Source organism: Isoptericola sp. NPDC057559 (assembly GCF_042801555.1).
Lineage (GTDB): Bacteria > Actinomycetota > Actinomycetes > Actinomycetales > Cellulomonadaceae > Isoptericola.
On record NZ_JBHVFQ010000002.1, the window covers coordinates 221,303 to 240,931 of the forward strand.

At 74.9% G+C, this 19,629-nt stretch carries 17 protein-coding genes; 10 read left to right on the forward strand and 7 right to left on the reverse strand.

What is annotated here, in order from left to right; all coding sequences use genetic code 11:
• Positions 1 to 136: 136 nt before the first annotated feature.
• Genes ACFU5J_RS03985 through ACFU5J_RS04015 form a run of 7 tightly spaced genes read left to right on the forward strand, consistent with a single transcriptional unit; the run spans position 137 to position 7,726 of the window.
• Complete coding sequence (locus ACFU5J_RS03985) at positions 137 to 3,124, forward strand: Na+/H+ antiporter subunit A (protein WP_430574091.1); 2,988 nt, start codon at positions 137 to 139, stop codon at positions 3,122 to 3,124.
• Positions 3,121 to 3,699: a Na(+)/H(+) antiporter subunit C gene (locus tag ACFU5J_RS03990; protein ID WP_430574092.1), complete on the forward strand. Its 579-nt coding sequence runs from the start codon at positions 3,121 to 3,123 to the stop codon at positions 3,697 to 3,699. The genes ACFU5J_RS03985 and ACFU5J_RS03990 overlap by 4 nt, the downstream gene beginning before the upstream one ends.
• Positions 3,700 to 3,737: 38 nt before the next feature.
• Positions 3,738 to 5,291, forward strand: coding sequence for a Na+/H+ antiporter subunit D (locus tag ACFU5J_RS03995; RefSeq protein ID WP_430575339.1), 1,554 nt, complete (start codon positions 3,738 to 3,740; stop codon positions 5,289 to 5,291).
• Positions 5,288 to 5,902, forward strand: coding sequence for a Na+/H+ antiporter subunit E (locus ACFU5J_RS04000; RefSeq protein WP_430577909.1), 615 nt, complete (start codon positions 5,288 to 5,290; stop codon positions 5,900 to 5,902). The genes ACFU5J_RS03995 and ACFU5J_RS04000 overlap by 4 nt, the downstream gene beginning before the upstream one ends.
• The gene (locus tag ACFU5J_RS04005) at positions 5,899 to 6,303 is read left to right on the forward strand and encodes a monovalent cation/H+ antiporter complex subunit F (RefSeq protein WP_430574094.1); all 405 of its coding nucleotides are present in this window, start codon (positions 5,899 to 5,901) and stop codon (positions 6,301 to 6,303) included. Before ACFU5J_RS04000 ends, ACFU5J_RS04005 begins: the two co-directional genes overlap by 4 nt.
• Complete coding sequence (mnhG, locus tag ACFU5J_RS04010; protein WP_430574095.1) at positions 6,300 to 6,656, forward strand: monovalent cation/H(+) antiporter subunit G; 357 nt, start codon at positions 6,300 to 6,302, stop codon at positions 6,654 to 6,656. Before ACFU5J_RS04005 ends, mnhG begins: the two co-directional genes overlap by 4 nt.
• A 23-nt stretch (positions 6,657 to 6,679) precedes the next feature.
• Positions 6,680 to 7,726, forward strand: a complete 1,047-nt coding sequence (locus tag ACFU5J_RS04015; protein WP_430574096.1) for a cation diffusion facilitator family transporter — start codon at positions 6,680 to 6,682, stop codon at positions 7,724 to 7,726.
• A gap of 33 nt (positions 7,727 to 7,759) precedes the next feature.
• On the opposite strand, the gene ACFU5J_RS04020 is transcribed toward ACFU5J_RS04015, so the two are convergent.
• From ACFU5J_RS04020 to ACFU5J_RS04035, 4 genes are all read right to left on the reverse strand, one after another.
• Positions 7,760 to 8,278 (reverse strand): methylated-DNA--[protein]-cysteine S-methyltransferase, encoded by a 519-nt coding sequence (locus ACFU5J_RS04020; protein WP_430574097.1) that lies wholly within the window; start codon positions 8,276 to 8,278, stop codon positions 7,760 to 7,762.
• A 74-nt stretch (positions 8,279 to 8,352) separates the two neighbouring features.
• Positions 8,353 to 9,993, reverse strand: coding sequence for an AlkA N-terminal domain-containing protein (locus tag ACFU5J_RS04025; RefSeq protein WP_430577910.1), 1,641 nt, complete (start codon positions 9,991 to 9,993; stop codon positions 8,353 to 8,355).
• Between the two features lie 156 nt (positions 9,994 to 10,149).
• Positions 10,150 to 11,169, reverse strand: a complete 1,020-nt coding sequence (locus ACFU5J_RS04030) for an alpha/beta hydrolase (protein ID WP_430577911.1) — start codon at positions 11,167 to 11,169, stop codon at positions 10,150 to 10,152.
• Complete coding sequence (locus ACFU5J_RS04035; RefSeq protein ID WP_430577912.1) at positions 11,162 to 12,277, reverse strand: LppM family (lipo)protein; 1,116 nt, start codon at positions 12,275 to 12,277, stop codon at positions 11,162 to 11,164. The genes ACFU5J_RS04030 and ACFU5J_RS04035 overlap by 8 nt, the downstream gene beginning before the upstream one ends.
• Before the next feature lie 136 nt (positions 12,278 to 12,413).
• Here ACFU5J_RS04035 and clpB point away from each other — a divergent pair, with 136 nt between their 5' ends.
• A complete protein-coding gene (clpB, locus tag ACFU5J_RS04040) occupies positions 12,414 to 15,026 on the forward strand; it encodes an ATP-dependent chaperone ClpB (protein WP_430574101.1) in 2,613 nt (870 codons plus the stop codon).
• Between the two features lie 67 nt (positions 15,027 to 15,093).
• Here clpB and ACFU5J_RS04045 read toward each other — a convergent pair whose 3' ends face one another.
• From ACFU5J_RS04045 to ACFU5J_RS04055, 3 genes are all read right to left on the reverse strand, one after another.
• Positions 15,094 to 15,891 carry a C40 family peptidase gene (locus tag ACFU5J_RS04045; RefSeq protein WP_430577913.1) on the reverse strand — a complete coding sequence of 266 codons (798 nt, stop codon included), beginning with the start codon at positions 15,889 to 15,891 and terminating at the stop codon, positions 15,094 to 15,096.
• Positions 15,892 to 16,408: 517 nt separating this feature from the next.
• A complete protein-coding gene (locus ACFU5J_RS04050; protein ID WP_430577914.1) occupies positions 16,409 to 17,128 on the reverse strand; it encodes a septum formation family protein in 720 nt (239 codons plus the stop codon).
• A gap of 17 nt (positions 17,129 to 17,145) precedes the next feature.
• A complete protein-coding gene (locus ACFU5J_RS04055) occupies positions 17,146 to 18,030 on the reverse strand; it encodes an exodeoxyribonuclease III (protein ID WP_430577915.1) in 885 nt (294 codons plus the stop codon).
• 193 nt (positions 18,031 to 18,223) lie between these two features.
• Here ACFU5J_RS04055 and ACFU5J_RS04060 point away from each other — a divergent pair, with 193 nt between their 5' ends.
• Together ACFU5J_RS04060 and ACFU5J_RS04065 are read left to right on the forward strand one after the other, a co-directional pair.
• The gene (locus ACFU5J_RS04060) at positions 18,224 to 18,835 is read left to right on the forward strand and encodes a hypothetical protein (protein ID WP_430574105.1); all 612 of its coding nucleotides are present in this window, start codon (positions 18,224 to 18,226) and stop codon (positions 18,833 to 18,835) included.
• Between the two features lie 9 nt (positions 18,836 to 18,844).
• Positions 18,845 to 19,618 (forward strand): SDR family NAD(P)-dependent oxidoreductase, encoded by a 774-nt coding sequence (locus ACFU5J_RS04065; RefSeq protein WP_430574106.1) that lies wholly within the window; start codon positions 18,845 to 18,847, stop codon positions 19,616 to 19,618.
• Positions 19,619 to 19,629: the final 11 nt, after the last annotated feature.

Here is a 19,629-nt window from a genome sequence, read left to right on the forward strand (position 1 = left end):
CCGCCCCGCACGAGCCCGTGCGAGGGCGGGGGCGCGACCCAGGTCACAGGCCTGTGTCATCTCGATCGCGCCGGGACCATCGCTCGTTGCCGGTAAGGTAAAGCCGACGCCCCGCCCCTCGACCGGACGGAGTGCTGTGCTCCCAGTGCTGCTCTTCACTTTCCTGCTGGCCCTCGCGGCGCCGGCTCTGGTGGCATGGCTGGGCAGACGGGCTTTCTGGGTGCTGGCCCTCGGGCCGGCATCGGCGGCGGTCTACGCGCTGGCCATGACCCCGCGGGTCACGGCGGGCGACTTCCCCACCACCCAGGTCCCGTGGGTCCCCGGCCTGCACCTGTCGATCACCCTGCAGCTCGACACCCTCGCGTGGTTCATGCTCCTGGTGGTCGGCGGCGTCGGCGCGCTCGTGCTCCTGTACTGCTCGGCCTACTTCGCGCGTGACGCCCTCGGCCTCGGCCGGTTCGCGGCCGTGCTCACGGCGTTCGCCGCCGCGATGGTCGGGCTCGTCGTCGCCGACGACCTGCTGCTCCTGTTCGTGTTCTGGGAGCTCACCACCGTCTTCTCCTACCTGCTGATCGGCCACTACGCCGACCGCAAGGCGTCGCGGCGTGCGGCGATGCAGGCGATCGTCGTCACGACCGCGGGCGGTCTCGCCATGCTGGTCGGGCTCATCATCCTGGGCGTCGTCGGCGACACGTGGCGGGTCTCGGAGCTGGTGGCGAACCCGCCGTCGGGCACCGCCGTCACCTGGGCGGCCGTCTGCCTGCTCGCGGGCGCCGCCACCAAGTCCGCGCTCATCCCGTTCCACTTCTGGCTCCCCGCGGCGATGGCCGCGCCGACGCCGGTGTCCGCCTACCTGCACGCGGCGGCCATGGTCAAGGCGGGCGTCTACCTCGTCGCCCGCTTCGCCCCCGCCTTCGCCGACCTGCCCGTGTGGCGCTGGCTGGTGCTCGTGCTCGGGGGCGGCACGCTCCTGCTGGGCGGCTACCAGGCGCTGCGCCAGCACGACCTCAAGCTGGTGCTCGCGTTCGGCACCGTCTCCCAGCTCGGCCTGATCGTCCTGCTGCTCGGGCTCGGCTCGAGGTCGCTGGCGCTCGCCGGCCTGGCCATGCTGGGCGCGCACGCCATGTTCAAGGCCGCCCTGTTCCTCGTCGTCGGCGCCGTCGACGTCGCGACCGGCACGCGCGACCTGCGCAAGCTCTCCGGGCTGTGGCGCACGATGCCGTTCACCACGGCGGCGGGCGTGCTCGCGACCGCGTCGATGATCGGCTTCCCGCCGTTCGCCGGGTACGTCGCCAAGGAGGCCGCGCTCGAGGGCCTGTGGCACGACGTCACCCACGGCGCCGGGGCGGTCGAGACGATCGCCCTCGTCGCGGTGGTCGTCGGCTCGGCCCTCACCGTGGCCTACGGCCTGCGGTTCGCGTGGGGCGCGTTCGGCACCAAGCGGCGCCCTGGCGCGACCGCGGCCGGCGCGATGGCCGCCCCGTCGGCGCACGACGCCGCCGCGGAGCCCGCGCCCGCGACGCCCGTGCGGCGCCAGCCGTGGCTGCTCGTCACGCCGCCGCTCGTCCTCGCCCTGCTCGGCCTCGCCGTCGCGCTGGTCCCGGCCACGGGGGAGCGGCTGCTCGCCCCGTACGCCGACCTCTACCCGACGGGGGAGCCCGGGCACCTGGTGCTGTGGGGCGGGTTCACGCCCGTCCTCGCGCTGACCGTCCTCGTGCTCCTCGCCGGCTTCGTGCTCTTCTGGCAGCGCGCGCGGGTGGAGCGGGCCCAGGACTTCTTCTGGTCGCCGCGCAGCGCCGAGGTCGTCTACCGGCGCACGATGCGGCGTCTCGACGACCTGGCGGCCGACGTCACCGCCGCCACCCAGCGCGGCTCCCTACCGGTCTACCTCGGCATGATCCTCGTGGTGCTCGCCGTCGCCCCCGGCGCCGTGATCGCCGCGGGCCTGGTCGGCGGCACCCCGGAGGTGCAGCTGGTGCTCTGGGACCGCCCGGGCGACGCCGCCGTCGTCGCGATCATCGTGATCGCGTGCGTGCTCGCGGCCCGCGCGCGCCGGCGGCTCAAGGCCGTGGTGCTGGTGGGCGTCGCGGGGTACGCCAACGCGACGCTGTTCATGCTGCACGGCGCCCCCGACCTCGCCCTCACCCAGGTGCTGTGCGAGACGATCACGCTGGTCATCATGATGCTGGTGCTGCGGCGCCTGCCCCCGTACTTCACCGACCGGCCGCTCGCCGCCAGCCGCTGGGTGCGCCTGGTGCTGGGCGTCGTGACCGGCCTGGTGATGATGGCCCTGACCGTCGCGGCCCCGCTGGTGCGGGTGGCCGAGCCGATCAGCACGCACTTCCCCGACGAGGCGTACACCTGGGGCGGCGGCAAGAACATCGTCAACGTGACCCTGGTCGACATCCGCGCCTGGGACACCGTGGGCGAGATCTCCGTGCTGCTCGTCGCGGCCACGGGCGTCGCGTCGCTCATCTTCCTGCGCCAGCGCAGCGGGGAGGTGCTGCGCCTGTCCCGCGTGGACGAGGTCAGCCAGTCCGACCCGCACACCCGCCGCGTGTGGCTCGCCGCCGGCTCCACGCTGGAGCCCGAGCGCCGGTCGGTGATGTTCGAGGTCATCACCCGCGTCATCTTCCACGCCATGATCGTGTTCGCCCTGTTCCTGCTGTTCAGCGGGCACAACGCGCCGGGCGGCGGCTTCGCCGCGGGGCTCGTCGTGGGCATCGCGTTCGCGGTGCGCTACCTCGCGGGCGGGAGGTACGAGCTCGGCGAGGCCGCGCCGATCAGCCCGGGCGTGCTGCTGGGCACCGGGCTGTTCCTCTCCGCCGGCGTGGGCCTCGCGACGCTGGTCGGCGGCCAGGAGGTGCTGCAGAGCACGATCCGGAACATCCACCTGCCGGTGCTCGGCGAGGTGCACCTCGTGACGTCGCTGTTCTTCGACATCGGCGTGATGCTCGTGGTCGTCGGGCTGGTGCTCGACCTGCTGCGCACGCTCGGGGCCGAGATCGACCGGCAGGACCCGCGGCCCGCGCGCACGGTGGTCGGCGAGGTCGAGGTCCCGCCCCCGCCGGGCGTCGCCCCGCACCCGCCGGGCGACGCCCCGCACGAGGAGGCCGCCCGATGATCGTCCTCGAGAACACCCCGCCAGCCATCCTGGTCCTCGCCATCGGCGTGCTCTTCGCCACCGGCGTCTACCTGCTGCTGGAGCGTCCGCTGACGCGCGTGCTGCTCGGCTTCGTGCTCATCGGCAACGGCGTGAACCTCATGCTGCTGGTCATGGGCGGCCGCTCCGGCGCGTCGCCGATCATCGGCAACGCCCCGGACGGCGTGCGCATGAGCGACCCGCTGGCGCAGGCCATGGTGCTCACCTCGATCGTCATCACCCTGGCCCTCACCGCGTTCGTGCTGGCCATGGCCTACCGCTCGTGGCAGCTGCACGGCCACGACGAGGTCGCGGACGACGTCGAGGACCGCCGCGTCGCCCGGCACGCCGCGCTCAACGCGCCCGCGTTCGAGGACGCCGACGACACCGAGCCCGACCAGACCCTCGACGAGGAAGCCGCCGACGTGCACGACGACGTCGACGACAGCGACGACGACGCCCCGCGCGAGCGCCGCGGCGCCCGCAGGACCGACCCCCACGCCGACAGCGACCCCGAGCCGACGGACCGCCGCACGGACACCGAGGAGCGCCCGTGATCGCCTGGTCCGTCGACACGCTCGTCCCGCTGCCGGTCATGGTGCCGCTGTTCGCGGCGGGGCTGACGCTCGCCCTGCACCGGTACGCCCGCGTGCAGCGCATCATCAGCGTCACGGCCCTGACCGCCGCGCTCGCCGCGTCGGTCGGGCTGCTGTTCGCCGCCGACTCCGGCCCGATCGTCGTCGAGGTCGGCAACTGGGCGGTGCCCGTCGGGATCGACCTGGTGGCCGACCGGATCTCGGCGGTGATGCTCACCGTCTCGTTCGTGATGCTGCTGTGCGTGCTCCTGTACTCGCTGGGCCAGGGCGTGCCCGAGGGGGAGGACGACCCGGGCACCACGCGCGGCGACCAGATCCCCGTCGCGATCTTCCACCCGACGTTCCTCATCCTGGCCGCGGGCGTGGCGAACGCGTTCCTCACCGGCGACCTGTTCAACCTGTACGTCGGCTTCGAGATCCTGCTCGCGTCGTCGGCGGTGCTGCTCACGCTCGGTGGCACGGCCGAGCGCATCCGCGCCGGGTCGGTCTACATCATCGTGACGCTGGTGTCCTCGACGCTGTTCCTCACGGCCATCGCGCTGATCTACGGCGCCACCGGCACGGTGAACATGGCGCAGCTCGCCGAGCGGCTGCCGGAGATCGACCCGACCGTGCGCACCGCGCTGCAGCTCCTGCTGCTCCTCGCCTTCGGCATCAAGGCCGCCATCTTCCCGCTGTCCGCGTGGCTGCCGGACTCCTACCCGACGGCTCCCGCGCCCGTCACCGCCGTGTTCGCCGGCCTGCTCACCAAGGTGGGCGTGTACTCCATCCTGCGCACGCAGACCCTGCTGTTCCCGGACAACCCCACCGTGGACCAGGTGCTCATGGTGCTGGCGCTGCTCACCATGGTCATCGGCATCCTGGGCGCCGTGGCGCAGAACGACGTCAAACGCCTGTTGTCGTTCACCCTGGTCAGCCACATCGGCTACATGATCTTCGGCATCGCGCTCGCCACCGAGGCGGGCACGGCCGCGGCCATCTACTACGTGGTGCACCACATCTCCGTCCAGACGGCGCTGTTCCTCGTCGTGGGGCTCGTGGAGTGGCGCGGCGGCTCGACGTCGCTCGACCGGCTCGGCGGCCTCGCGAAGCTCGCGCCGGGGCTGGCCGTGCTGTTCTTCGTGCCCGCGCTCAACCTGGCGGGCATCCCGCCGCTGTCCGGGTTCCTGGGCAAGGTGGGCCTGCTCACCGAGGGCGCGCGCGTCGGCACGGGGCTGGCGTGGGTGCTGGTCGTGGGCTCCGTCGTGACGTCGCTGCTCACGCTCTACGCCGTCGTCAAGGCGTGGAACAAGGCGTTCTGGCAGGCGCCGTCGGAGGAGATCGAGTCCGACGTGCCGCTGCCGCGCGGGATGGTGCTGCCCACGGGCGCGCTCGTCGCGTTCGGGCTGCTGCTCACCGTCGTCGCGGGCCCGCTGTACGGGTACGCGGAGCGGGCCGCGACCGCGTCGATGGACGGGCACACGTACGTCGACGCCGTCTTCCCCGGCGGCGCGGACCGCGGGCAGGGCGAGTCGGTCGCCGGGAACGGCGGCCACGAGGGAGGCGGCAAGTGAGCCCGCAGCCGCGGCGCCGGCCCCACCTGCTGCGCCGCCTGGGCTCGCAGTGGCACGCCCTCGCGCTGCTCACCCTCATCTGGGTGCTGCTGTGGGGCGACCTGTCGTGGGCCAACGTCATCGCCGGCGCCCTGATCGCCGCGGTCGTGGTCACGCTGTTCCCGCTGCCGAACATCTCCATGCAGGGCACCGTGCGGCCGTGGCCCACCGCCGTCCTCGTGGGGCGGTTCGTCTCCGACCTGTTCCTCGCGTCCTTCGAGGTCGCGTGGACGGCGATCAAGCCCGGCCCCACGCCGCACGGCGCGATCGTCGCCGTCCGGCTGCGCAACCCCGAGGACGCGTACCTCACCATCACGGCCGTGATGTCGTCGCTGGTGCCCGGGTCGCTCGTCATCGAGGCGCGGCGCAGCACCGGCGTCGTCTACCTGCACGTGCTCGACATCGACGGGGCCGGCGGGGCCGAGGCGGTGCGTCGTGACACGCTCGCTCTGGAGGAGCGCGTGCTGCGGGCGTTCGCGAGCAGCGCCGTCCTGACCCGCTGCGGGCTCGGGGCCGACGCCGTCGGGCCCGGACAGCCCGGACAGCCCGGACGAGGGGAGGAGGACGCATGATCCTCGCAGCCGTGATCGCGGCGGCCGTGCTCGTGGCCGTCGCGGCGATGCTCGCGCTGGTCCGCGTCGAGCGGGGACCGTCGATGCTCGACCGGGCGGTCGCCCTGGACGCCCTCACGATCACCCTCGTCGGCGCCATCGCCATCGAGGCGTTCTGGTCGCGCCGCACCGAGACCATCCCCATCCTCGTCGCGCTCTCCATGGTCGGCTTCGTCGGCTCCGTCACGATGGCGCGGTTCGCCGCGAAGGAGCCCGAGGGCGAGGGCCGCGTGCGCTCGCCCGAGGAGGTCGCCGCCCAGGCGCGCGCCGCGGACGTGCCGCGTGGTGAGCAACGCGGCGAGGCGCGGGACGCGGCGCGCGCCGAGCGCGACGCCGAGGACGAGGGAGGTGCCGCGCGATGACCCAGGTCGAGCCCGGGCTGTGGACCACGATCGCCGACTCCCTCGCGGTCGTGTGCCTGCTCGGTGGCGCGTTCCTCACCCTCGCTGCGGGCGTGGGCCTGACCCGCTTCCCGTCCCTGCTCGCGCGCATGCACACCGTGACCAAGCCGCAGGTGCTGGGGCTGGTGCTCATGCTCACGGCCCTCGCGCTGCGCGTGCGCAGCTGGTCGGCCGTGGCGATGCTCGTGCTGGTGGTGGCGTTCCAGCTCGTCACGTCGCCCGTCGCCGCGCACATGGTGGGCCGGGCCGGGTTCCGCACCGGCAAGGTCGACCCGGAGGACCTGCGCCCCAACGAGTTCGGCGAGCCCGACTGACGCGCGACTGGTAGACCGGGCGCATGGCACCCGCCGCGCCCGAGTCCTCGCCCGACCCGTTCGACGCCCTCACGCACCCCGCCGCTCCGGAGCCGGACGCCGCGCCTCCCCACCCCGGCGTCAGCCCGCGCGTGGTGCAGGACGCCCACGGAGGCGAGAGCACGCTCACGGTGATCATCGCGTTCTTCGCGAACGCCGTCGTCGCGGCGGCGAAGACCGCCGCCGCCGTCATCACGGGGTCCGCGTCGATGCTCGCGGAGGCCGTGCACTCCTGGGCCGACACCGGCAACGAGATCTTCCTGCTCGTCGCCGACCGGCGCTCCCGGCGGCCCGCCGACCCGCTCCACCCGCTCGGGTTCGGCCGCGAGGCGTACGTGTGGTCCATGTTCGCCGCCATCGGCCTGTTCGCCGTCGGCGCGGGCGTGTCCATCACGCACGGCATCCAGGAGCTGGTGCACCCGGAGCCCGCGAGCGACTTCGGCGTCGCCTACGCCGTGCTCGGGCTCGCGTTCGTGCTCGAGGGGATGTCGTTCCTGCAGGCCAGCCGGCAGGCGCGCGCCGAGGCGAAGAAGGCCGAGCACGACGTGCTGCACCACGTCCTGGTCACCTCCGACCCGACGCTGCGCGCCGTCTACGCGGAGGACGCCGCCGCGCTGATCGGTCTCGTGATCGCGTTCGGCGGCGTGCTGGCGCACCAGCTCACCGGGTCGCCGGTGCCCGACGCGCTCGGGTCGATCCTCGTCGGCGTCGTCCTCGCGGTCGTGTCGCTCGTTCTCGTGGACCGCAACCGCCGGTTCCTCGTCGGCGAGGCCGCGCGGCCCGAGACGACGTCCGCCGTGCTGGCGCACCTCGTCACCATGCCGCAGGTGGAGCGGGTCACGTACCTGCGGCTCGAGTACGTGGGGCCGCGGTCGCTGTACCTCGTGGCCAGCGTGGACCTCAGCGGCAACGAGCCCGAGTCGACCGTCGCGCGGCGGCTCGACGACCTCGAGCGCGCCGCCACGCAGGTGCCCGTCATCGCCGGGGCGGTGTTCACCGTGTCGACGCCGGAGGAGCCGTCGCTGGCGTGACGGCTCCTCCGGGGCGCGGCCCCGGCGGCGGGCTCAGCCCGCGTGCCGGGCCTCGTGGGCCAGCAGGCTCCGCTTGACGTCGAGGCCGTAGCGGAAGCCGCCGAGGGTGCCGTCGGTGCGCAGCACGCGGTGGCACGGCACGAACAGGGCGGCCGCGTTCATCGCGCACGCGCCGGCGGCGGCGCGCACCGCGGCGGGCCGGCCGGAGAGCTCCGCGTAGCGGGTGTAGGTGACCGGGTCGCCGGCGTCGACGGTGCGCAGCACGTCCCACGCGTGGGCGCGGTAGGGCCCGGAGACCTGGCGCACGGGGACGCCGTCGATCGCGTGCACGTCGCCCGCGTAGTACGCGCGCACCGCCGCGACGGCGGGCGCGACGGCCGCGTCGTCCTCCGGCACGCCGACGGTCTCGGCCGGTCGGACGTCGGGGTGGGTGAGGCCGACCAGTGCGTCGGCGTCGGTGGTCCAGCCGGACGCCAGCACCGTGCCGTCCGGCTCGACGACGACGGTGAACGGGCCGTCGGGCGTGCTCAGCGTGGTGGTACGAGCAGACATGGTTCCTCCAGGAGTCGGGTGCCGAACAGGCGGTTGATCGCGGAAAGCGGCGGGAACGCCGCCGGAGACGGTGGCTACTGCCTGGTCGGCGGGAGGGCGGCGCGCCACAGGTGCATGGCGGCGTACGACCGCCACGGAGCCCACCGCTCCGCGCGGGTGGCGAGGGCGCGGGACCGGGCGGCGCGAGGGGCGTCGTCGGGCACCCCGGGCAGGGAGATCCCCGCCGCCGCCGCGCCCGCGAGGAGGGCGACGTCGCCGTCGAGCCAGGAGTCCGGGTCGCGCAGCACGCGCATCGCGACGTACGCCGCGGTCCACGGGCCGATGCCACGCCGGGCGACGAGCGCGGCGCGCAGCTCGTCGCCGTCGTCGCCGACCCCCACGGCGAGGGAGCCGTCGTCCAGCGCGCGCGCCGTGTCCTCGACGGTGGCCAGGGACCGGGCGGGCAGCCGCAGGTGGTCGGCCGCCGACGCCGCGACCTGCGCGGGCGTGGGGAACAGCCGGGTGAGGCCGGGCACGGCCGAGTCGTACGGGGTGCCCGCGCCCGCGGCGAGCCGGCCCAGGTGGGTGCGCGCCGCGGCGACGCTGATCTGCTGCCCGACGATGGCGCGCACCACGATCTCGTGCGGGTCCACCGTGCCCGGCACGCGCAGCCCGGGGGTGCGCGCGACGAGGGGCGCGAGGGCCGGGTCGTCGGCGAGGGTCGTGTCGACGGCGGCCGGGTCGGAGTCGAGGTCGAGCAGGCGGCGCAGGCGCGTCACGGCCACGGAGACGTCCGCGGCCGACGCGAGCTCCAGCCGCACCGCGACGCGCCCCGGCCCGACGCCCGGCCCCGCGACGACCTCGGCCGCCCCGGGGCCGTGGGGCAGGCTCAGCGTCCGGGCGTACCGCGCGTCGTCGCCGGACAGGTCGGCGACCTCCACGCCGTCGACGGCGCGGGCGGCGAGGAACGCCACGACGCCCCGACCGTCGAACGGCTCGCGGACCGGCAGCTCCAGGTCGAGGCGGACCCGCGCGACGTCGCAGCCGCGGTCGCCCTCCAGCAGGCGATCGTTCGCGCCGTCGGGCCGCGTCGGGCGAGGGACGGCGTGCTGGAAGGGCGTCGGGCGGCGGCGGGCGCGGGCGCGCAGGTCGCTCGGCGTGGTGTCGAAGACCTCGACCACGGTCTCGTTGAACTGCCGGATCGAGCCGAAGCCGGAGGCGAACGCGACGTCCGCGAGCGGCATGTCCGTCCCGACCACCAGGCTGCGCGCGGTCTGCGCCCGCTGCGCCCGGGCGAGGGCGAGCGGGCCGGCGCCGAGCTCGGCGGAGAGCAGCCGGTGCACGTGCCGCGCGCTGTACCCGAGCCGCGCGGCCAGACCGTCCGTGCCCTCACGGTCGACGACGCCGTCGGCGATGAGCCGCATCGCGCGCCCGGCCAGGTCGTGCCGCAGGTCCCACGCCGGCGTACCGGGCGCCGCCTCGGGCAGGCACCGCTTGCAGGCGCGGTACCCGGCCTCGTGGGCCGCCGCCGACGTCAGGTAGAACGTGACGTTCTCCGGCTTCGGCGTCCGGGCCGGACACGACGGCCGGCAGTAGATGCCGGTGGACCGCACGGCGGTGAAGAACTGCCCGTCGAAGCGGGTGTCGCGGGCCGCGATCGCCCGGTACCGCTCCGCGAAGGCCTGCGTGTCCCGCGCGGTCGGGGCCGGGGTGCCGGGCCGGGCTGTCGTCGTCATGCCCCTATCCTCACGCGCGCCCCCGACGCCGGGCTAGCGGGAATCGGACACGGCCGTGGAGCCTCCCTGAACGCCGAACAGGCAGTTGCTGCCGGTATGGCGGCCGCATCGCCGCCATACCGGGAGCAACTGCCTGCTCGGCACCGGGGTGCGGTGCTAGGTGAGGGACTCGATCCAGTCCAGCACGGTGGTGAGGTACGCGTCGCGGGCGGGCTGCGGCGACAGGGCGAGGTCGTGCGCGCCGCCGACGACGGTCCGCACGGTGACGTCGCTGCCCAGGCGCGGGGCACGCTCGCGGATGTGCACGACGTCGAGCACGGAGTCCGTGGTCACCAGCTCGTCGTGCCACGACCGCGCCGGGCCGGACCGGTCGGAGGCGAGCACCAGCACCGGGATCGTGAGGTCCAGGCCGCGGGCCACCCGACGGTGCGCGCGACGGACCGAGCGCAGCCAGCCGGCGCGGGCGGGGAAGCCGGCGTGCGGCTTCCAGGCCAGGTCGTAGTCCCACTCGCCGCCGGTCTCCCGGTGCAGCGCGGCCCCGTAGTGCTCGCCGACGGAGCCCACGGTCAGCCGCGGCGCGAACCGCCCGACGACGTCGATCGCCCAGGTCGCCGGGCCGCGCATGAGCCAGCTCTCGTTGAGCTCGAGCCACGGGCTGTTGAGCACCAGCGCGTCCGCGCGGCCGGGGCGGGCGTTCGCCCACAGCGGCGCGACCAGGCCGCCCGTGGAGTGCCCGAGCACCACCAGCCGCTCGTGGCCCGCGGCGCGCACGACGTCGGCCGCGGCGTCGAGGTCCTGCGCGTACAGGGCGAGGTCGTCCACGAGGTTCGGGTCGCGCCCGGCGGCGACGTGCGCGGCCAGTGCCCGCCCGTAGCCGCGCAGGTCGACGGCGTAGAACGCGTGCCCGCGCGCCGCGACCGCGCGCGCGACGTGCGGGTGGAAGAAGTAGTCCACGAAGCCGTGCACGTAGAGCACCGCCGTGCGGGCGGGCGGCGCGCCTCCCGGCGTGCCGCCCGCCACGGCGGGGTCCGACGGTCCGGGCGTGGACGGGACGTGGCGCACCAGCACCGCCTCCGCGCCGCCGGGCAGGAGCAGGGTGCGTGCCTGGAACTCCGGGCCGAGGACGTCCTCGCGCCAGGACGCCGCGGGGCCCGGCGCGGCCGGGGCGTCAGGCACCGGGCGTCGGGCCGGTCGGGCGCTCCGGCCCGGGCGTCGCACCGGGCTCGTCGGGGCCGGGCTCGTCGGGGCCGGGCTCGTCGGGGCCGGGCTCGTCGGACGACGGCGGGGTGGGGCCGGGCTCGTCGGACGACGGCGGGGTGGGGCCGGGCTCGGCGGCGTCGTGCTCCTGCCGGTAGGCGTCCTCCTCGCCGGGGCGGCCGGGCTCCAGCGGCTCGGCGACCGGGCCGGTCGAGGGCCCGGGCGGGGGCGTGGGCTCGGGCGCGGCCTCCGGCTCGAGCGGCTCCGCCACGGGGCCGGTCGCGGGCGGCGCGCCGAAGACCTGCTCCTCCGGCGTCGGGCCGGCGGCGGGCACGGCCCCGGGCGCCGCCTGCGCGGCGAACGCGGCGTCGCCGGACGCGGTGCCGGTGACGGCGGCGGGACGGCGGTTGTTCCGTACGACGAACCACACGACGAGACCGATGACGACCAGCCCGATGACGAGCCCGACGACCCACCACGGGAACCCGCCGGCCCCGGCGTCGGCGGCGCCCACCGCGTGGATCGTGGTGGTCTCGCCGATCTTCGGGGTCCAGGTGACGGTGGCGCCGTCCACGGTGCCGGTGGCGTCGCTGACCGCGCCGGGGAAGGTGATGGCGAGGCGCACGTCGAAGGCGTCCTGCACCTTCTGCGGCAGCGACTTGAGCTGGTCGGCGCCCTGGGCGAGGTCGAGGGTGCCGTCGACCACGTAGTCGTCGCCGTCGCGCGTGATGGTCAGGTCCTCTCCGCCGGTGCCGGAGATGTCGCTGATCGGGGCGTCGGTGAACGTGTACTTGGTGCCGGTGTACTCGTCGTCGGAGTACGGCTCCTGCGTGGCGCCCTTCGGCGCGTCCTGCCCCAGCTCGCCGCCGGCCTGCTTCCACAGGTCGCCGGGCGACATCCCCATCGTCTCGGCGAGGCTGTTCGAGACGGCCATGATCATCGTCCCGGAGACGGTGTCGTCCTCCGACAACGTCATGTCCAGGTCGACCTTCATGCACCCGGAGAGGGCGAGGATCCCGACGGCGGCGAGCATGGCCGCGATCGCGGTGCGGAGGCGGCGCACGGGGCCGCGGGCTGGAGTGGTCACCGGCCCAGCATCCCGCAGCGTCCGGACGTGAGCCACCGGGCATGCCGGGCGGCTTGCGATCAAAGTTGAGCGGAATAGACTCAACTTTGGCGGCGTTCCCTCGACAGACGAATTCCCGTGTCATCCCGGAGGTCCCATGGACATCAAGCTCACGACCATGTCGCAGCAGGCGCTCGGCGACGCCGTCCAGTCGGCGGCCGCCGCGGGCAACCCCCAGCTCGAGCCGGTGCACCTGCTGCAGTCGCTGCTCCAGCAGACGGGCGGCGTCGCCGTCGGGCTGCTCGACGCCGTCGGCGCGGGCGCCCAGCAGATCGGGCAGCGCGCCCGCGCGGCCCTCGTCGCCCTGCCCCAGGTGAGCGGCAGCGCCGTCGCGCAGCCCTCGCCGTCGCGCGCCATGAGCGCCGTGCTGGAGAACGCGGCCAAGGAGGCCGAGGCTCTCGGCGACGAGTACGTCTCGACCGAGCACCTGCTCATCGCCCTGGCGGCCGGGCAGTCCGCCGCCGCCCAGGCGCTGACCGAGGCGGGCGCCACCGCCGACGCGCTGCGCGCCGCGCTGCCCGCGGTCCGCGGCTCCTCGCGCGTCACCAGCCCCAACCCCGAGGGCACGTACAAGGCGCTCGAGCAGTACGGCAGCGACCTCACGCAGCAGGCCCGCGACGGCAGGCTCGACCCCGTCATCGGTCGGGACGCGGAGATCCGCCGCGTCGTGCAGGTGCTGAGCCGCCGCACCAAGAACAACCCCGTGCTGATCGGCGAGCCCGGCGTCGGCAAGACCGCCGTCGTCGAGGGCCTGGCCCAGCGCATCGTCGCGGGCGACGTCCCGACGTCCCTGCAGGGCAAGCGCCTCGTCGCGCTGGACCTGGCCGGGATGGTCGCGGGCGCCAAGTACCGCGGCGAGTTCGAGGAGCGGCTCAAGGCCGTGCTCGAGGAGATCACCGCGTCCGACGGCGAGGTCATCACCTTCATCGACGAGCTGCACACCGTGGTCGGCGCGGGCGCCGGCGGCGAGGGCGCCATGGACGCGGGCAACATGCTCAAGCCCATGCTCGCCCGCGGCGAGCTGCGCCTGGTGGGCGCCACGACCCTCGACGAGTACCGCGAGCACATCGAGAAGGACCCGGCCCTCGAGCGCCGGTTCCAGCAGGTGTTCGTCGGCGAGCCGTCCGTGGAGGACACGGTCGCCATCCTGCGCGGGCTCAAGGAGCGGTACGAGGCGCACCACAAGGTGACGATCGCGGACTCCGCGCTCGTCGCCGCTGCCGCGCTGTCCGACCGGTACATCACCGGCCGCCAGCTCCCCGACAAGGCGATCGACCTCGTCGACGAGGCGGCGTCGCGGCTGCGCATGGAGATGGACTCCTCGCCCGTCGAGATCGACGAGCTGCAGCGCGCCGTCACGCGCCTCGAGATGGAGGAGGTCGTGCTCAAGGAGTCCGACGACGCCGCGTCGAAGGACCGCCTGGAGCGGCTGCGCGCCGACCTCGCCGACACGCGCGAGCGGCTCGCCGCCCTCACCGCCCGGTGGGAGTCGGAGAAGGCCGGCCACAACCGGGTCGGCGACCTGCGTGCCCGCATCGACGAGCTGCGCACCGAGTCCGACCGGCTGCAGCGCGAGGGCGACCTCGAGTCCGCCGCCCGCCTGCTGTACGGGGAGATCCCGCAGGTCGAGCGCGAGCTCGCGGAGGCCGAGCGGGTCGAGGCGTCGCAGGAGGCGGACGAGACCGTGGCGCACGAGGCGCCGATGATCGCCGACAAGGTGGGTTCGGACGAGATCGCCGAGGTGGTCTCCGCCTGGACGGGCATCCCCGCCGGGCGGCTGCTGCAGGGCGAGTCGGAGAAGCTCCTGCACATGGAGGACGTCCTCGGCGAGCGGCTCATCGGGCAGACGGCCGCCGTGCGTGCCGTGTCCGACGCCGTGCGGCGCTCGCGGGCGGGGGTGGCCGACCCCGACCGGCCCACCGGGTCGTTCCTCTTCCTCGGCCCCACCGGCGTCGGCAAGACGGAGCTGGCCAAGTCGCTGGCGGACTTCCTCTTCGACGACGAGCGCGCCATGGTGCGCATCGACATGTCCGAGTACTCGGAGAAGCACTCCGTGTCCCGGCTCGTCGGCGCCCCTCCGGGGTACGTCGGCTACGAGGAGGGCGGCCAGCTCACCGAGGCCGTGCGCCGGCGCCCCTACTCCGTCGTGCTGCTGGACGAGGTGGAGAAGGCGCACCCCGAGGTCTTCGACATCCTGCTGCAGGTGCTCGACGACGGCCGCCTCACCGACGGCCAGGGGCGGACGGTGGACTTCCGCAACGTCATCCTCGTGCTGACGTCGAACCTGGGGTCGCAGTTCCTCGTGGACCCGGCCCTCGACGACGACGCTCGCCGCGAGGCCGTGATGGCCGCCGTGCGCGCGTCGTTCAAGCCGGAGTTCCTCAACCGGCTCGACGACGTGGTGGTCTTCGAGGCGCTGACCGTCGAGGAGCTCGGCGAGATCGTCGACCTGCAGGTCGCGGCGTTCGCGCAGCGGCTGGCCGACCGGCGCATCACGGTGGACGTCACGCCCGCCGCGCGCGAGTGGCTCGCCCTCGAGGGGTTCGACCCGGCGTACGGGGCCCGCCCGCTGCGCCGCCTGGTGCAGCGCGAGATCGGCGACCGGCTCGCCAAGGAGCTCCTGTCCGGGGCGGTCACCGACGGCGGCGCCGTCGTCGTCGACCTCGACCCCGACGGCGCGGGGCTGGTCGTGACGCCGCAGACCGCCTGAGCGGGGACGACGAAGCGCGGCCCACGAGACCGAGGTCTCGTGGGCCGCGCTTCGCGTGTCCGCCGGGTCAGATGCGGATGAACCGCGGGCTGTCCTGCCAGATGTGGCGCTTCACGACGCCGACGCCCGGACGGGCGGCCTCGACCTGCTGGCCGTTGCCGACGTAGATCGAGACGTGACCGGGGGTCCAGATGATGTCGCCGGGGCGCGCGTTCTTGCGCGAGACGACCTTGCCGGCCGCCTTCTGCGCGGACGAGGACCGCGGCAGCGACTTGCCCACGGCCTTCTTGTAGACGTAGCTGGTGAGGCCGGAGCAGTCGAACGAGCTCGGGCCGCTGGCGCCGTACGCGTAGCGGTCGCCGACCTGGGCCTTCGCGACCTTGACGAGCTTCTGCCGCGCCGTGAGCGGCTTCGTCGCCGTGACACGGACGGTCTTCGTCGACTTGTCCGCCAGCGCCGCGCGGGCCGGGTGCACGACGACGCGCACCGTGTTGGTGCCGACGCGGTAGCGCCACAGGCCGGGGGTGAAGGTGAACTTGCCGTGGACGAGTCGGGCGCTGTACTGGCGCTTGCCGTTCATGATCAGCGTGGCCGAGCCGGCGATCCTGCTGCCGTTCTTGCTGGCCGTGACCGTGTAGCGGGCCTTCGTGGCGCCGGGCTTCTTCGCGACGGAGTGCCGGGACACCGAGTACGTCGTGCTCGGCTTCGCCGTGGCGGCGGAGGCGTGCGGGGCCTGCTGGGTCTGGGCGACGAGGACGCCGCCGGTGAGGGCGGCGGTGAGGCCGAGGGCGATGAGTGCGCGGCGCGGCCGGGAGGCCGTCACGGCGACGGTGCCGGGGCGCGCAGGATCGAGGGACGTAGGCATGGGTCGTGACCTCCAGCCTGCGAGATGAGCTGTCGGGTGAGGCCGAGATCGTTGGCCCGCCACCATCGGGTGGCTGAACCCCAAGGCCGGGGGCGTCCGGAGCGTGGCGCGTCCGGGCGGCCGGCCGGAAGTGGGTCTCCCGCTGCTGCCGTGAGTTTCGTGGTCACCGTGACGCCGGCAGCACTCGGCTGCGTCCCGGTCGGCCGACACCTGGAGAAGGTGCGGTCGAGGGACGCTAACCCGACGGACGCCGGGTGGTCACGTTCCGATAACGGAGCCTGTGCGTCTTCCGGGCAACCGTTGTCCGGCGTCCGCGCAGGACGAGTCGGGGCATCCCGGCCCGAACCGGGCGGCATGGCGTGATACGGAATGTGACCAAGGTCACAGTTGGAGTCGAAGGTGTGCCGGTCAGCCCACCAGCCGCCGCTTCGTGGCCGCGTACTCCTCGCCGGTCAGGGCTCCCGAGGCGTGCGGGCGACGGGGTCGGAGGGCAGGGGCACGGGTCGATCCTCCCGGATCAGGACAGCAGGTCGTGCGCGCCGGGCTCGTCGGTCACCGCGAGGCACAGGCCCGTGCGGTCGCCGCGCGACCAGCCCTCCTCCGAGGGCGTCAGCACCACGAACCGCACGCCGTCGACCTCGCGCCCCGCGGAGCCGAGCTGCTCCGGGCCGCACACCGTGGACGCACGCTGCACCAGGGCGTCGCCGCCCGGCCAGACCGCGCCGGGGTCGGAGTCCGTGCGCCCGACCACCTGGGCCACGTGCGCGTCGTCGCACGGCACCGCCGTGACCCGGCCGACGTCGCCGGCGGGCAGGCCGCGCAGGCACGTGCCGAGCACGAGCTGCACCGCGTTCGCCCCGACCGGCTCCGGCACCGCGGCCGGCAGGGGCTCCCACGCCCGGTCGCGTGCCGTGGTGACGGCGATCCCGGTCACGCCGCCCGCGACGGCGAGCACCGCCACCGCCGCCCCGGCCCACAGGAGCCGGCGCCGGGCGCGGGCCGACACCGTCCGGCGCGGGGACGTCGTGCCGGGCGCGCCACCGGCCGGCGCGGGTCCGTGCTGCGCCAGGTCCGGCAGATGCAGGTCCGTCAGGCCCTCCGCGGGCAGCGCGCCGGGCGGCGTGGGTGCCGCGAAGACCGGCTCCTCCGGCGTCGCGGCGGGCGTCGCCCCGGGGGGCGGCCCCGACGGTGCGGCGGTCGGCTCGCTGTGCGGTCCGCTGGACGGGTCGGTGGTCACGGCGTGCTCCGTCCTGCTCAGGCGGGGTCGGCGAGGTCGAGGATCACCGGGACGTGGTCGCTGGCGCCCTTGCCCTTGCGCTCGTCGCGGTCGATGGCGACGCCGGTGACGCGCTCGGCGACGGCGGGGGAGGCGTACGCGAAGTCGATCCGCAGGCCCTTGTTCCGCGGGAACGCGAGCTGCTGGTAGTCCCAGTACGTGTAGGTGTGCTCGGCGGGCAGGTGCTCGCGCGTCACCTCGGTGTAGCCGGCGGCGGCGAACGCGGCGAACGCCTCCCGCTCCGCGGGGGTGACGTGGGTGTGCCCCGCGAACGCGGCCGGGTCGTACACGTCGGTGTCGAGGGGGATGACGTTCCAGTCGCCCACCAGCGCCACCTGGGCGCGCGGGTCGGCGTCGAGCCAGCCGGCCGCCGTGTCCCGCAGCGCCCCCAGCCAGGCCAGCTTGTAGGCGTAGTGCGGGTCGCCGATCGCCCGGCCGTGCGGCACGTACAGCGACCACACCCGCACGCCGCCGCAGGTGGCGCCCAGGGCGCGCGCCTCCACGGGCGGCGGCACGTCGAGCAGGGTGGCCGGCGCCTCTCCGGGGGCCGCGTCGGGCGCCTCCCCGGGGGCGTCGTCGGCCGGCGCCGGGGCGGTGGCCTTGGCGAAGCCCGGCTGGCCCGGGAAGGACGTCTCGACGTCCGCGATCCCGACCCGCGACGCGATCGCGACCCCGTTCCACGCCGAGTGCCCGACGTGCGCGACCTCGTACCCCGCGGCCTCGAACGCGCCCACGGGGAACTGCTCGTCGCGGCACTTGGTCTCCTGGATCGCGAGCACGTCCGTCTGCGAGCGCTCGAGGAACGCGATCACGCGGTCGACACGGGCACGGGCGGAGTTGACGTTCCAGGTGGCGAGGCGCACGGGCGCCAGGCTACCGGCGGTCGCCGCGCCGGGGCGGCCCGCCCGGCGTCGGGCTCGTCACTCCCTCGCGGCGGCCCTCGTGCGGCCGGCGTGGGGCCTCACGTCGCGTCCGGGTCGGGCGTCCGGGGGGCGGCCGCCGCCGCCCTAGGCTGGGGCGGCCATGAACCGTCGTCGCCCGCCCCGTCCTGCGCCGATGCGCGTCCTCTTCGTCCCGGGGCTGGGGGACCGGCTGGGCTGGCTCGTCCGCCTGCAGCGCGAGGCCCTGCGGTCGTGGCGCCCGCTGGGGGTGCGGACGGCGGTGTTCCGCGTGCGGTGGTCGGCGGACGTGCCCTTCGACGACCGCGTCGAGGCGCTGGTGCACCTCGTCGACCGGTACGCCGACCGCGGCGAGCGGGTGGTGCTGCTCGGGGCGTCGGCGGGCGCGGGGGCGGTGCTCGCCGCGTACGAGCAGCGGCGCGACCTGGCCGCCGTCGTCCTCGTCGCGGGCAAGTTCTGGCGCCCGGATCACCTGCCGGAGGCGGTCCTCGACCACAACGACGTCTTCGACGAGGCGCTGCACGCCGTCCCGCGCGCGCTGGAGCGGCTGGGACCGCACGAGCGCCGTCGCATCCTGTCGCTCCGCTCGGCGCACGACGGCGTCATCCCCGACCACGACCCGGTGCTGCCGGGGGCGGTCAACGAGGAGATGCGCGTGGTCGGGCACGTCAGCGCGATCGGGTTCGCGCTCCTGTTCCGGGCCCGCCGCATCGTGCGGTTCGTGCGCGAGGTGGCACCGGGCCACGGGGCACCGGTGCGGACGCTCTAGGCTGCCCCCATGGGTACCGCGCTCGTCACCGGCGCCACAGCCGGCCTCGGCCTGGAGTTCGTCTGGCAGCTCGCCACCGCGCGACACGACGTCGTCGTCGTCGCGCGCGACGTCGACCGCCTCGAGGAGGTCGCCACGCAGGTGCGCGCCGCCGCGGGCGTGCGGGTGGAGGTGCTGCCCGCCGACCTCTCCGTCCCCGAGGACCTGGACCGCGTCGCCGAGCGCCTCGCCGTGACCGGCGACGAGGAGGGCGACGACCGGCGACCGGTGGGCCTGCTCGTCAACAACGCCGGGTTCGCGACCGCGCAGCGGTTCGTCGGGGGCGACCTCGACGTCGAGCTGCGGGCCCTGGACGTGATGGTGCACGCGGTGCTGGTGCTCTCCCACGCCGCGACCGGGCAGATGACGGCCCGCGGGCGGGGCGCCATCCTCAACGTGGCGTCCGTCGCCGCACTCACCGCCGGCGGCACGTACGCCGCCGCGAAGGCGTTCGTGCGGACGTTCACCGAGGGCCTCGCGGTCGAGCTCAAGGGCACGGGCGTCACCGCCACCGCCCTGTGCCCCGGGTTCGTGCGCACGGAGTTCCACGACCGCGCCGGCATCGACATGTCGACGGTCCCCGAGGCGGGCTGGCTGGACGCGCCGCGCGTCGTCGCCGACGCGCTCGCGGACGTCCGCCGCGGTGTCGTCATCTCCACCCCGTCCGTCCGGTACAAGACGGCCTCCGCCCTGCTGCGCCTCGCGCCGCGGTCCGCCGTCCGCGCCGTCGGCAAGTACCGCTGACGCGCCGTCGT